Raw genomic sequence first — 13,690 nt, 5'->3', positions numbered from 1 at the left:
CGTCGGGCGGTCGCCCGACCGCGGGGGCGGGCGCGGGCCTCGTCGGGATCAGCGAGCGGGTCGAGCTCGCGGGCGGCCGGGTGCTCTCCTGCGGTCCCGACGGCGGGTCCTTCCGGGTCGCCGTGCGGGTGCCTGGCGGGCAGGAACGTGACCCGCGTGACCCGCGTGATCCGCGTCCTGATCGTCGACGACGACGCCCTGGTCCGGTCCGGGCTGCGTCTCATGCTCGGCGGCGCCGACGACCTCGAGGTGGTCGGCGAGGCGGCGGACGGCGACGAGGTCCCGGCCGCGGTCGCCGAGCACGCCCCGGACGTCGTGCTGATGGACCTGCGGATGCGCCGGGTCGACGGGGTCCGCGCGACGGCCGGCCTCGCCGCGCGGGCGGACGCCCCCGCCGTCCTGGTCCTGACCACGTTCGAGTCCGACGACGACGTCCTGGACGCGCTGCGGGCGGGCGCGGTCGGCTACCTCGTGAAGGACACCGCCCCCGCGGAGATCGAGGACGCGGTGCGGCGCGCCGCGCGGGGCGAGCCGAGCCTGTCGCCCGGGGTGGCGCGGCGGGTCATCACCGCGGCGACGGGCGGCCCGAACCCCGCCCGGGAGGCCACCGACCGGCTCGCCGCCCTCTCCGAGCAGGAGCGGGCCGTGGCGGCCGCCGTCGGGCAGGGCTGGGGCAACGCGCGGATCGCGGCCGAGCTCCTGCTCTCGCTGTCCACGGTCAAGACCTACCTGTCCGGGGCGCTCACGAAGCTGGACCTGGAGAACCGCACGCAGCTGGCCCTGCTGGCCCGCGACGCGGGGCTGGAGGTGCCGGGCGGCCGGTAGTCTCGGTGTCGTGGATGTCGTGTTCGCGCAGATCGGTATGCCGACCCCGGCGGGCTACGAGTGGCTCGGACCAGTCCTCGCGGTGCTCGGCCTGGTGGCGGCGCTCGTGGTGCTGCTGCGCTGGTGGTTCTCGCAGCGCCGGTGATCGGCCGGTGGCTGTCGGACCCCTGGGGTATCCATGACGTTGTGACCGTCCTCGACCGCTTCTCCCCCGCCACGCGCGACTGGTTCACCGGCGCCTTCGGTGAGCCCACCGCCGCGCAGGCCGGCGCGTGGGACGCGGTCGCCGACGGGGAGCACGCGCTGGTCGTCGCCCCCACCGGCTCGGGCAAGACGCTCGCCGCGTTCCTCTGGGCGCTCGACCGGCTGGCGGCCGAGCCGGTGCCCGACGAGCCGCAGCGCCGGTGCCGGGTGCTCTACGTCTCGCCGATGAAGGCGCTGACGATCGACGTCCAGCGGAACCTGCGCTCCCCGCTGGCCGGTCTCCGCCAGGCCACCCACCGCCTGGGGCTGCCGGAGCCGGACATCACGGTCGGCTCGCGCACCGGCGACACCCCGGCCGACGAGCGGCGCAGCTTCAACCGCACGCCGCCCGACGTCCTCGTCACCACCCCCGAGTCACTGTTCCTGCTGCTCACCTCGGCGGCGCGGGAGTCCCTGCGCGGGGTGGACACCGTGATCGTCGACGAGGTGCACGCCGTGCTGGCGGGCAAGCGCGGCGCGCACCTCGCGCTGTCGCTGGAGCGCCTCGACGCGCTGCTCGACGCCCCGGCCCAGCGGATCGGGCTGTCGGCGACCGTGCGGCCGGTCGAGGAGGTGTCGACCTTCCTCGCGGGCGGGCGCCCGGTGCGGGTGGTGCAGCCCGAGTCGACGAAGGTCGTGCAGGTCGGCGTGGTGGTGCCGGTCGAGGACATGAGCGCCCTCGACGCGGGCGACAACGCGAGCGGGCCGGGGGTCGAGGAGGAGGTCGAGGGCTCCGCGGCGGGGGCGGCGCAGCGGGCGTCGATCTGGCCCGCGGTGCAGGAGAAGGTGCTCGATCTGGTCGAGGCCCACCGCTCCACGATCGTCTTCGCCAACTCCCGGCGGCTGGCCGAGCGGCTGACCGCGCGGATTAACGAACTGGCCACCGAGCGGGCGGCGATGCAGGCCGCGGAGGCCGAGCCGGTGGACCTCGACGACGAGGCCGACGAGATCGCGCCCGTGGTGGGCCGGGTCGGCCCGTTCCCGGCCGAGGCGGTGGGGCAGTCCGGGGTGGCCGAGCCCGCCGAGGTGATCGTGGCGCGGGCGCACCACGGGTCGATGAGCCGCACCCAGCGCACGCTCGTGGAGGAGGCCCTCAAGTCCGGGCAGCTGCCCTGCGTGGTCGCCACGTCGAGCCTGGAGCTGGGCATCGACATGGGCGCGGTGGACCTGGTGGTGCAGGTGGAGGCGCCCCCCTCGGTGGCGAGCGGGTTGCAGCGGGTGGGCCGGGCGGGCCACCAGGTCGGGGCCGTCTCCGAGGGCGTGGTGTTCCCGAAGTACCGGGGCGACCTCGTCTCGTGCGCGGTCGTGGCCGAGCGGATGGCCGGCGGGAAGATCGAGGCGATGCGCTACCCGCGCAACCCGCTCGACGTCCTCGCCCAGCACGTCGTGGCCATGACCGCCATGGAGAACTGGTCGCTCGCGGACCTGACGGCGCTGGTCCGGCGGGCGGCCCCGTTCTCCGGGCTGCCCGACTCGGCGATGGCCTCGGTCCTCGACATGCTCGCCGGCCGGTACCCGAGCGAGGACTTCGGCGAGCTGCGCCCCCGGATCACGTGGGACCGGGTCACCGACGAGCTCGCGGGCCGCCCCGGCGCCCAGCGGCTGGCCGTGACCTCGGGCGGCACGATCCCCGACCGCGGGCTCTACACCGTCGTCACCCCCGGCTCCGGGGAGAACGGCACGGGCGGGTCGCGGGTCGGCGAGCTCGACGAGGAGATGGTCTACGAGTCGCGGGCGGGCGACACGTTCCTGCTCGGGTCGACCAGCTGGCGGGTCCTGGACATCACGCGCGACCGCGTGATCGCCGAACCCGCACCCGGCGTCCCCGCGCGGATGCCGTTCTGGAAGGGCGATGCGCAGGGCCGCCCGCTCGAGCTCGGCCGGGCGCTGGGCGCGTTAGTCCGCGAGGTCGCCGCGGCCGACGACACCGCCGCCCGCGAGCGGGCCGCCGCCGCCGGGCTCGACGCCTGGGCGGTCGACAACCTGATCGGCTACCTCGGCGAGCAGCGGGAGGCGACCCGGCACGTCCCCAGCGACCGGACGATCGTCGTGGAACGGTTCCGCGACGAGCTGGGCGACTGGCGGATCGTGGTGCATTCACCGTTCGGCGCCCAGGTCAACGCGCCGTGGGCGCTGGCGATCGCCGCGCGGTTCCGCGAGCAGCGGGGCCTGGAGGTCTCGGCGGCGTCGGCCGACGACGGGATCGTGCTGCGGCTGCCCGACACCCTCGACGAGGCCGGCGCGGAGATCCTGCCCGGTGCGGAGGACGTGTTGCTCGACCCGGACGAGGTCGACCAGCTGGTGACCGCGGAGGTCAGCGGCTCGGCCCTGTTCGCGGCCCGGTTCCGGGAGTGCGCGGCGCGCTCGCTGCTGCTGCCGCGCCGCGACCCGACGCGCCGCACCCCGCTGTGGCAGCAGCGCCAGAAGGCCGCGCAGCTGATGAGCGTGGCGTCGAGATACGAACAGTTCCCGGTGGTGCTGGAGACCTTCCGGGAGTGCCTGCAGGACGTCTACGACGTGCCCGGCCTGGTCGAGCTGATGCGCGACGTGCGGTCGCGGACGGTGCAGGTGGTCGACGTCGCCACGCCGTCGGCGTCGCCGTTCGCGCGCACGCTGATGTTCGGCTACGTGGGGATGTTCCTCTACGAGATGGACGCCCCGCTGGCCGAGCGACGGGCCGCCGCGCTGTCGCTGGACTCCACGCTGCTCGCCGAGCTGCTCGGGTCCGAGGCGATCCGCGAGCTGCTCGACGTCGACGTGCTCGCCGAGGTCGAGTCCGGCCTGCAGCGCACGGACCCGGAACGGCACGTCCGCGACGCCGAGGGCACCGCCGACCTGCTGCGCTTCGTCGGCGACCTCACCACCTCCGAGGCGGCCGCCCGCGGCGTGCGCGAGGAGTGGCTGGAGTCGCTCGAGTCGTCGCGGCGGGCGCTGCGGGTGAAGATCGCCGGCGAGACGCGGTGGGTGGCGATCGAGGACGCCGGCCGGCTGCGCGACGCGCTGGGGGCGGGCCTGCCGGTCGGGGTGCCGGAGGCGTTCACCGAGCCGGTCGCCGACCCGCTGGGCGACCTGCTGGCGCGCTACGCCCGCACCCGCGGCCCGTTCCCGGCGGCCGCGGCGGCGCGCCGGTTCGGGCTCGGTCCGGCCGTCGTGGCGTCAGTGCTCGAGCGGATGGCGGGCGCCGGACGGCTGGTGCGCGGTGAGCTGCGGCCGACCGATGCGCCGCCGGTGCCGGGCGAGAGCGGATCGCCCGAGGGCGGCATCGACTTCTGCGACGCCGAGGTGCTGCGGCGGATCCGCCGCGGGTCGCTGGCCCGGCTGCGGGCCGAGGTGGAGCCGGTGGAGCCGGCGGCACTCGGGCGGTTCCTGCCGTCGTGGCACGGCATCGGCGGGCGGCGGCGCCGGTCCCCGACGCCGGACGACGTGCTGAACGTGATCGAGCAGCTCGCCGGCTCACCGGTCCCCGCCAGCGCGTGGGAGTCGCTGGTCCTGCCGACGCGCCTGCCCGGCTACACCCCGGCGCTGCTCGACGAGCTGACCAGCGCCGGGGAGGTGACGTGGACCGGGTGCGGCACGCTGTCCGGCGGCGACGGGTGGCTCGCGGTCGCCCCGGCCGACGTCGCCGACCTGATGCTGCCGGACCCGGAGTCGGAGCTCGCGGAGTCGCCGCTGCACCGCGCGCTGCTGGAGGCGATGGAGGGCGGCGGGGCGCTGTTCTTCCGCACGCTCGCCGACCGGGCCGGCACGATCCTGCGCGACGCCGGCGAGTCGCTGCCGGACGACCCCACGACGGTCGAGGCGCTGTGGGACCTGGTGTGGGCGGGGTTCGCGACGAACGACACGCTCGCGCCGGTCCGCGCGCTCGTGTCGGGGGGCGGGGGCCGGTCGAAGGCGGCCCACCAGAAACGGCGGGCGCCGTCGCGCGGGCGCTACGCCCGGGTCGGGCGGCCCCAGATGCCGTCCCGCACCGGACCGCCGACGGTGGCCGGGCGGTGGTCGCTCGTGCCGGAGCGGGAGCCGGACGCGACCCGGCGGGCGCAGGCGCGGACCGAGTCGTTCCTCGAACGGCACGGCGTGCTGACCCGCGGGGCCCTCGACACCGAGCGGGTCACCGGCGGGTTCGCCGGCATCTACCCGGTGCTGCGGGCGATGGAGGAGTCCGGGCGGTGCCGGCGCGGCTACGTGGTGGAGGGGCTCGGCGCGGCCCAGTTCGCGGTGCCGGGCGCGATCGACCGGCTCCGCGCGACCTCCCGCGACGACGACGCCTCGGCCCGAGGGCAGGCGGCGCTGGTCCTCGCGGCCACCGATCCCGCCCAGCCCTGGGGCGCCGCTCTGGAGTGGCCGCCGACCCGGGCGTCGCAGGACGGCACCACCGGGCACCGTCCGGGTCGCAAGGCCGGCGCGCTGGTCGTGCTGACCGACGGCGAGCCGACCATCTACGTCGAGCGGGGCGGCAAGTCGCTGCTCTCGTTCACCGACGACGCCGACCGGCTCACCGAGGCCGCGAACGCGCTGACGGCCGCCGTCCGCGACGGGTCGCTCGGCGGGTTGTCGGTGGAGCGCACCGACGGGTCGAGCGCCCTCGACGGTGTGCTCGCCGAGGCCCTGTCGGAGGCCGGGTTCCGCAACAGCCCGAAGGGCCTGCGCATCCGGGCGTGATCCCCGGGACCGTGCGCGGGCCCGACGGCGGCCGGGCATGATGGGGCACGGCATGGCCGCCCGAGGAGGGAGACCGATGGCGCTGGCGTGTCCGAGCTGCGAGGCCGCGGCCGCGGAGTACGTCGGGATGGCGGACGACGGCCGCAACGAGATGCGGTGCACGGCGTGCGGCCACCACTGGATGCTCGGGGCGAAGCCGGTGTCGCCGCGGGCGGTGACACCGAAGCCGGTGAAGACCCCCACGCCCCGGGCGGCCCGGGCGCCGAGCACCCCGCGGGCCGTGCGGACCGCCCCGGCCGCGTCGGCCGCGTCTTCCGTGGAGGCCGCCCCCGTCGTCCGGCGGTTCCCGACCCTCGACGACGTGCCCGACGAGAAGCTCCGCCGGCTGGCGGCGCTCAAGGCGGCCTGGCCCCGCGAGCGCCCCCGGCCCGACCCCTACGCCGCGGACTTCCGGCGGCTCTACGAGCTGATGTTCAGCCGCGCCGGGCTGCCGCACGCCGAACCGGGCCAGCTCAAGGACTTCGTCACCTCCGACGTGCTGGCCCTCTCGGGGAACACGTCCTCGTTCTCCCGCGAGTGGCGCAAGCTCGGCGACCGGGACGCGTCGCGGCGGTTCCGGGACGCGGTCGAGTACCTGCTGCGCGGCGAGAGCGGCGACGACGAGCAGTCCCCGGACGACCCGCCGCTCGAGGACCGCTTCACCGCGCTCGCCGACCAGACCAGCCCGCACGCGATGCCGGGCGCCCGCGAGGCCGTGCTCACGCACGTGCTGGCCGTCGCCCGCCCGGAGCGGTTCCTGCCGGTCCTCACCGTCGACGGCGGGTCGGGCGGCGAGGGCAAGCGCGAGCTCGTCGCGTCGGTACTCGGCCTCGAGCTCCCCGCGGTCGACCGGACCCGGCACACGATCGGCCGGGTCGCGTGCGGCTCGAACGACCTGCTGGTGGACGCGCTCGGCGCCGGGTTCTCCGACCTCGACGACGCGGCGGCCTTCCTGCTCCGGGCGCACGCTCAGGGCTGAGCGGCCCAGGCGGCCACCTCCTCCCGGAGCTCGGCCCGACGGGTGTCGTCGACGAAGGCGGCCTCGACCGCGTTCGACGCGAGGGTGTGCACCTGCGCCCGCGTGAGGTGCAGCGCTTCCATCACGGCCCGGTGGTTGTCGTCGACGTAGCCGCCGAAGTACGCCGGGTCGTCGGAGTGCACGCTCACGGCGAGCCCGGCGCCCAGCATCAGCGGCAGCGGGTGGGCCGCCAGCGTGCGCACCGCCCGGAGGCGCACGTTCGACAACGGGCAGACCGTCAACGGCACCGCCTCCTCGGCGAGGCGTGTGACGAGGGCCTGGTCCTCCAGGGCCCGGATCCCGTGGTCGACCCGCTCCACGCCCAGCACGTCGAGGGCCTCGCGCACGTACGCGGCCGGACCCTCCTCCCCCGCGTGCGCCACGAGCCGCAGCCCGGCGGCCCGCGCCCGCGCGAAGACGTCGGCGAACCGGCCGGGCGGGTTCCCGGCCTCGGCGGAGTCGAGCCCGACGCCGAGCAACGGGACCCCGCTCGCCAGCAGCGCATCGAGGACCTCGTCGGCCTCCTCGGCGGGCCGGTCGCGCAGGAAGCACGGGATGAGTCCCGTCGTCATGCCGGCCGGCGCATCCGCCAGCCCGGCGGACACCCCCTCCAGCACCACCGGCACCCCGACGCCCCGGGCCAGGTGGGCCTGCGGGTCGACGAACAGCTCCACGTGCCGCACCCCGGCCCTCGCCGCCCGCTCCAGGTAGGCCCGCGTCATCGTCGCGAAGTCCTCCGCCTCCCGGAGGACGGCCATGTTCGCGTAGTACAGGTCGAGGAAGTGGGAGAGGTCGGTGAACGCGTACCGGGCGCGCAGGTCGTCGAGGTCGGCGTAGGGCAGCTCGACCCGGTTCCGCTCCGCGAGCGCCATGATCAGCTCGGGTTCGAGCGTGCCCTCGACGTGGACGTGCAGCTCGACGGCGGGCGGGGTGGCGGTCATGGGTCCGGATCCTGGCTCACGCCTCCCCGGCCGAGTCCCGCGGCACCGGGACCATGCGCACGGTGCCGCGTTCCGCGGGGTCGCAGCCGACGCGGTAGAGCCGCTGGGTCACCGCGCCGGGGGTGCGTCCGAACCGGTCCCCCAGCTCGTCGAGCACCGCGGTGCGGGTCTTCTCCGGGTCCGCCGCGAGCCACGCCTCGCGCAGGGCGGCGTCGTCCTCGGCCGACCACGGCAGTCCCCCGTTGACCGGGCGGGCCCGGCGCCAGGGAGACCGCGGGAACGGGACGAGGTCGCCGGGGGCGCGGTCGTCCTCCGGCCAGTCGTCCCGCCAGCCGAAGCGCAGCCGCTCCTCGGTGTACGGGTCCTCCTCGGGCTCCGGCTCGACGGCCGGCCACAGCGGCGGGTCGAGGGGGCCGTACGCCCCGAACTGGTCGTCGGCCCACGCGGCCCGCAGCAGGGCGTGCAGCCGCCGGGCCGGGAGCGACACCGTGAGGCCCGGGTCGGCGTCGTCCGGGTCCTCGTCCCGGCCGACCGGCACCACGGCGACGTACGCCCGGGCGTCGACGACCTGGATCCGCAGTTCGTGGTCCGCCTCGCGGACCGTGATCATCTCGCGCATGGCAGCCAGGGTCGGGCCGACCCGGCGGCCACGGCAACGAGCCCGCGGGCCCCTGTGGACAGGCGCCGGTGATCCACAGGAGCCGCTGCTCCGAACGCCCTCGTCAGGCCACCTCGTGGGCCTCCGGGACGGCGGAGAGCCCGCCCGCGGGGTCGGACCGTCCCAGCTTCGTGCGCACCCACTCGTGGAACGCGCCGATGTGGTGCTCGGTCGGCACCAGCACCCCGCCGTCGGCGTAGACGCGCGACGACATCCCGTGCTGGCAGCGCTCGCAGGCGTCGAAGTCCTGCCGGTTCACGCGGTCGAAGAGCTCGACCGAGCGGGAGACGTCCGTGCCGGCCGCCACGACGGCCGGGTCGACGAGCCAGTCGCACTCGATGACCGTCCGGTCGACCGCGAGGGGGAACATGCGGTGCACGATCACGTGGTCGGGCACCAGGTTGACGAAGACCTGCGGGGCGATCGTCACCGCGAAGTAGCGCCGGTCCTGCTCGTCGGTGACGCCGGGCAGCCGCCCCAGGCCCGCGGACCCGTCGACGGTGAAGCCCTCGGTGCCCATCACCGCGCCGAGCCCGACGTTGGTCTGCGCCGCGTAGCCGCCCGCGAACTCCGGGAGCACCTCGGTGAGCTCCGGGTGGATCGTCGCGCAGTGGTAGCACTCCATGAAGTTCTCGACGACGAGCTTCCAGTTCGCGGCCACGTCGTAGGTGATCCGGCGGGCGAGGGAGAGTCCCTCGATGCCGTACGCGTGCACCGCCTCGCGGGACCCGAGACGCTCGCCCACGACGTCCTCGACGGTCTCGGCGAACGACGGCGGGTCGTCCGCCAGGCAGACCCACACGTAGCCGAGCCACTCCCGGACGGCGATGGTGCGCAGGCCGTGGGCGGTGCGGTCGAGCCCGGGCATCGACGACAGGTGCGGCGCGGAGACCAGCGAGCCGTCCAGCCCGTAGGTCCACGCGTGGTACGGGCACTGGAACGACCGGCGGACGGTGCCGGACTCCTCGGTGCACAGCCGGGCCCCTCGGTGCCGGCACACGTTGAAGAAGGCCCGCACCTGACGGTCCCGGGACCGGGTGAGCAGGACGGACTCGCGCCCGACGGTGACGGTCCGGAAGGACCCGGCGTCGGGGAGGTCGGCGGAGGCCACGGCGCAGAACCACGAGGCCTCGAGGACGTGCTCGCACTCGGCGGCGTGGGCGGCGGGGTCGACGTAGGCCGAGCCGGGCAGCGTCGGGAGCAGGGACGGGTGGGACGGTGCGGTGGTCATCGTGCGTGCTCCAGCGGACCGGTGGGGTGCAGGGCGTGGGGGAGGTCGGGGGTGCTCGGGTCGGGGGTCATCGGACCTCCCGGTCCACGACCCGGCCGGGCAGTCGGCGGCCGAAGTACTCCACCGACAGTGCGGTGCCGGGCTCGGCCAGCCCGGCGGGGACGACGGCGAGGGCGAGCGAGACGTCCTCGGTGGCGGAGGCCTCGGCGACCGCGACGCGCCCGACGCAGTCGTCCCCGGCCAGCACCGGCTCGTCGCCGACGACCACCTCGCCGGGGTCGTCGAGGGCGAGGGTGACCAGGCGGCGGGACGGTGTCGTGGCCGTGAGGGCGGCCTCCCGCCCGAGGAACGGGCCCTTCGCCGGGTCGACGAGGTGGCCGAGGCCGGCCTCGGCCGGGGTCAGCGAGGCGTCCACCCCGCTGCCGAGGGTGCGCAGGCCGGACTCGACGGCGAGGCTGGTGACCGCGCGGGCCCCGGCCGCGACGACGCCGAGCGTGGCGCCGGCGTCCCAGAGCACGTCCCAGAGTGCGGCGCCCAGGTCGGCCGAGGTGCGCAGCTCGACCCCGTCCACGCCGATCGGCGTCCCGCGCAGCGCGAGGGCCGGGACCGGGCCGACGTGGGTGTCGGCGACCGTGGCGGTCGCGGTGCCGCGGCGGCGGGCGACCGGGTCGGTGAGCCGGGAGAGCAGGACCCCCGACGCCGGGCCCCACACGCCCAGCGCGCACGTACCGGCCGAGACGTCACGCACGCTCACGTCCCCGAGCACGTGCTCGTCGATCCAGCGCGCCTCCAGGCGGGTCCCGACCGCGACCGTGAAGCGCTCCGGGCCGAGCCGGGCGACGTCGAGGTCGGCGCGGATGCGGCCGGCCCCGTCGAGACACAGGGCCCGCGTGCGCGACCCCACCGGCCGGTCCAGGTCCACCGTCGCGAGCTGCTGGAGCAGGCCGAGCGCGCCCGCGCCGGTGATCTCGAGCCGGTGCGCGCTGGTGAGGTCCACGAGGGCGACCGCCCGGCGGACGACGAGGGCCTCGGCGCCGGCGACCGGCGACCAGTGCCGCCCCGCCCACTCGCGGCGCGGCCGGACCTCGCAGACCTCGGGGAGGTCGGCGTTGTCGGCGAACCAGGCCGGGACGGCCCAGCCGTCGCGCTCGGCGACCACCGCGCCGAGCTCGCGGTGGCGGGCGTCGAAGGGTCCCGTGCGCAGCGGGCGCGAGGACGTCGACAGGCCCTGCGGGTGGGCGATGTCGTAGACCTCGTCGAAGGCGGTGCAGGCCCGGCTGCGCACCGTGGACGGGGCGAGCACGGCCGGGTCGAAGCGGTCGTGGTGGGCCGCGGAGACGTCGACCGGGTCGGCCGCCCCGGAGCCGTCCAGCGCCGGCAGCGACGGGACGCCGTCGACCATCCAGCTCGCCACGGCCTGCGCGACCCCGGCGGAGTGGGTGATCCACACGGCCTCGGCCAGCCAGAAGCCGGCGACCGAGGTCTCGCCGAGCAGCGGCAGGCCGTCCGGGGTGAAGGAGAACAGGCCGTTGACCCCCCGTTCGACCTTGGCGTCGCCCAGCGCGGGCAGCAGCGCCTGGGCGGCGGCCCAGCTGGGCTCGAAGTCCAGCTCGGTGAACGCGCGCTCGCTGGGCATCTCGCCGCGGTCCGGCCCCGAGCGGTCCAGGCCGGTGGGGTCCGCGGGCATCGCGCGGTGGCCGTAGGCGCCGACGCCGAGCCGGTCGCCGTGCTCCCGGAAGTACAGGTCCGCGTCCTGGTGGCGCAGCATCGGCAGCACCGCCCCGCCCGGGTCGACCAGGCCGCGGAGCTTCTGCAGCACGTCCAGCTCACGCAGCGGCGTGGTCCAGGCGTACTGGTGGGCCATCGGCGAGAGCGGGACCCCGACCCCCGCCATCGCGCCGAGCAGCGGTCCCCACATCCCGGCCGCCGACACCACCACGTCGGCCGCCACCGGGCCCTCGGAGGTCTCCACGCCGCGCACCCGGCCGCCGCGGACGTCGACGCCGGTGACCCGGACGCCGTGGCGGAAGGTCGCGCCGCGGGCCGTGGCCGCGCGGGCCTGCGCCTCGGCCGCCCCGAGCGGCACGGCGAGCCCGTCGGACGGGATGTGCAGGCCGCCCAGCACCACGTCGCGGTCGATCAGCGGGTGCAGCGCCGCGCACTCGCCCGGGTCCAGCAGGTGCGACTCGATCCCGGCGGCCGTAGCCCAGCCGTGCCGGCGGCGCAGGTCGGTCAGCCGTTCCCGGGTCGCGGCGACCTCCAGCCCGCCGACCGGCCGGAAGCAGGCCCGGCCGTCGATGCGCAGGGCGCCGTACTTGGTGGCGGTGGCCCGGGCGAACCGGGTCATCGTCGGGTGCCCGGTGGTCTGGAAGACCAGCCCGGGAGCGTGCGAGGTGGAGCCGCCGGTCCGGACCGGTTCGCCCTGGTCGAGCACGGTGACGCGGGTCCACCCGCGTGCCGTGAGCTCGTCCGCGAGGGCGCAGCCGACGATGCCGGCTCCGACGATGACGACGCGAGGTCCCATGGGCGTCTCCCGGTCGGCCGAGTCGAAAGACTCGTGTTGCGCATTGCGCACCGTGTTTTGCGTACCGCAACACCGTGGGATTTCTGCCCGAGCCCTGTCAAGGGGTCGCCGGGGGTGGGTCGGCAGGCGTAACCAGGCTGTTTCCCGACGACGGGAGTACTCGCGGGTAGTCCGGGGTGGTGGAGAGGCGCGTCAGCGCAGCGCGCTGCCCGACCCCGGTTCGACCCAGCCGAGCTTCGCCGAGAGCTCGCGGGCGGCCTCGCGCATGTCGGCGACGATGGCGCGGGCCCGGCGGCGCGGGAGCCGGTAGGACGGCCCGGAGGCGGACAGCGCCGCGACGACGGTGCTGTCGTGCGCCCAGACCGGCACGGCGACCGCGTGCAGGCCGACCTCGAGCTCCTCGAACGAGCGGGAGTAGCCCTCGTCGATCACCCGGGCCAGCTCCGCGCGCAGCGCCGCGGGCTCGGTGATCGTGGCCTCGGTGTAGCGCGGGAGCCGCCGGCGCAGCAGGGCCCGCTGCTCGGCCTCGTCCATGTGCGCGAGCAGGACCTTGCCCGCCGAGGTGGCGTGCAGCGGGGTCCGGCGCCCGACCCAGTTCTGGGTGCTCACCGTGGACGTCCCGAACTCCTGGGCCACGTTGATCGCGGCCTCGCCGTCGGACACCGCGATGTTGACGGTCTCGCCGACGACCTCGGCCAGGGCCTGGCACGTGGGTTGCCCCAGCCGTGCGAGGTCCATCCGACCGGTGGTGGCGGCGGCGAGCCGCACGATGCCGAAGCTGAGCGCGTACTTCCCGCGGTCGCCGAGCTGTTCGAGCAGGCCACGGCGCTGCAGGGCCGAGACCAGCCGGGACGCCGTGGACTTGTGGACGCCGAGTTCCTCGGCGATCTCGGTGATCCCGGCCTCACCGCGCGCAGCCAGGATCTCGAGGATCGTGACGGCGCGGTCCACCGACTGGACGGACGAGCGCTCCCCCCGGTCACCGTCCGCCCTCGACACGCCCGGAAGTGTAGGCGTCCCGCGCGCCCCGCACGCCACCCACGCACCCGCGCCTCTTGACGCGATCCCGGAATACGTCCCACGCTGTTGCGTATCGCGCCCACCGTTCCCCTGTGCGCAACAACCCCTCGATCCGGAGTGTGGCCCGATGCTCGTCCCCGTCCGTCCCCTGTCCGACCTCTCCCCCGGCGACGCGGTCCGCCTCGAGCCGGAGCACACGCTGGACCCGACCGGCCCGGGCGTCGCGATCTTCTGCACCGACGACGGCGAGCTGCACGCCATCGAAGACTCGTGCACCCACCAGGACGCCGCCCTGTCCGACGGCTACCTCGAGGGCTGCTTCATCGAGTGCCCCCTGCACGCCGCGCTGTTCGACCTGCGGACGGGGGAACCGGACGGGCCGCCCGCGTCCGTCCCGGTCCGGACCCACCCCGTCGTCGTGATCGAGGGCTGGATCCACGTGGACCTCGGCGGAGCGACCGAGATCGCCGCCTGACGGAGGACCCGCTCACATCCGCGGGTCCCTCCGTCCGGGTCGGTACGCGAGGGTCCA

Annotated in this window: 10 protein-coding genes; 5 read left to right on the top strand and 5 right to left on the bottom strand. The window is 75.9% G+C overall.

Annotated features, from left to right (window positions below):
* The first annotated feature begins 156 nt into the window (after window positions 1-156).
* The 4 genes from WCD74_RS09245 (at window position 157) to WCD74_RS09230 (ending at window position 6,745) form a co-directional block, all read left to right on the top strand.
* Window positions 157-825, top strand: coding sequence for a response regulator transcription factor (locus WCD74_RS09245; protein ID WP_337694552.1), 669 nt, complete (start codon window positions 157-159; stop codon window positions 823-825).
* 10 nt (window positions 826-835) lie between these two features.
* A complete protein-coding gene (locus WCD74_RS09240) occupies window positions 836-970 on the top strand; it encodes a hypothetical protein (RefSeq protein ID WP_286052646.1) in 135 nt (44 codons plus the stop codon).
* A gap of 41 nt (window positions 971-1,011) precedes the next feature.
* A complete protein-coding gene (locus WCD74_RS09235; RefSeq protein WP_337694551.1) occupies window positions 1,012-5,727 on the top strand; it encodes an ATP-dependent helicase in 4,716 nt (1,571 codons plus the stop codon).
* Between the two features lie 76 nt (window positions 5,728-5,803).
* Window positions 5,804-6,745, top strand: coding sequence for a hypothetical protein (locus tag WCD74_RS09230; protein ID WP_337694550.1), 942 nt, complete (start codon window positions 5,804-5,806; stop codon window positions 6,743-6,745).
* Here WCD74_RS09230 and WCD74_RS09225 read toward each other — a convergent pair.
* The 5 genes from WCD74_RS09225 to WCD74_RS09205 form a co-directional block, all read right to left on the bottom strand.
* A complete protein-coding gene (locus WCD74_RS09225; protein WP_337694549.1) occupies window positions 6,736-7,725 on the bottom strand; it encodes an adenosine deaminase in 990 nt (329 codons plus the stop codon). The genes WCD74_RS09230 and WCD74_RS09225 overlap by 10 nt on opposite strands.
* A 16-nt stretch (window positions 7,726-7,741) precedes the next feature.
* Window positions 7,742-8,344, bottom strand: a complete 603-nt coding sequence (locus WCD74_RS29945) for a hypothetical protein (protein WP_373696048.1) — start codon at window positions 8,342-8,344, stop codon at window positions 7,742-7,744.
* Window positions 8,345-8,447: 103 nt separating this feature from the next.
* The gene (locus WCD74_RS09215) at window positions 8,448-9,614 is read right to left on the bottom strand and encodes an aromatic ring-hydroxylating oxygenase subunit alpha (RefSeq protein WP_337694548.1); all 1,167 of its coding nucleotides are present in this window, start codon (window positions 9,612-9,614) and stop codon (window positions 8,448-8,450) included.
* Between the two features lie 67 nt (window positions 9,615-9,681).
* Window positions 9,682-12,138, bottom strand: coding sequence for an FAD-dependent oxidoreductase (locus tag WCD74_RS09210; RefSeq protein ID WP_337694547.1), 2,457 nt, complete (start codon window positions 12,136-12,138; stop codon window positions 9,682-9,684).
* Window positions 12,139-12,330: 192 nt separating this feature from the next.
* Entirely contained in the window at window positions 12,331-13,137 is an 807-nt protein-coding gene (locus WCD74_RS09205) for an IclR family transcriptional regulator (protein WP_337694546.1), read from the bottom strand.
* A gap of 148 nt (window positions 13,138-13,285) precedes the next feature.
* On the opposite strand from WCD74_RS09205, the gene WCD74_RS09200 reads away from it, so the two are divergent.
* Window positions 13,286-13,633, top strand: a complete 348-nt coding sequence (locus tag WCD74_RS09200) for a bifunctional 3-phenylpropionate/cinnamic acid dioxygenase ferredoxin subunit (protein ID WP_337694545.1) — start codon at window positions 13,286-13,288, stop codon at window positions 13,631-13,633.
* Window positions 13,634-13,690: the final 57 nt, after the last annotated feature.

The organism is Actinomycetospora aurantiaca, from assembly GCF_037401875.1.
Taxonomy (GTDB): domain Bacteria; phylum Actinomycetota; class Actinomycetes; order Mycobacteriales; family Pseudonocardiaceae; genus Actinomycetospora; species Actinomycetospora aurantiaca.
The sequence above is the reverse complement of the archived record's forward strand: the minus strand, read 5'-3'. Positions and strand labels throughout refer to the sequence as shown.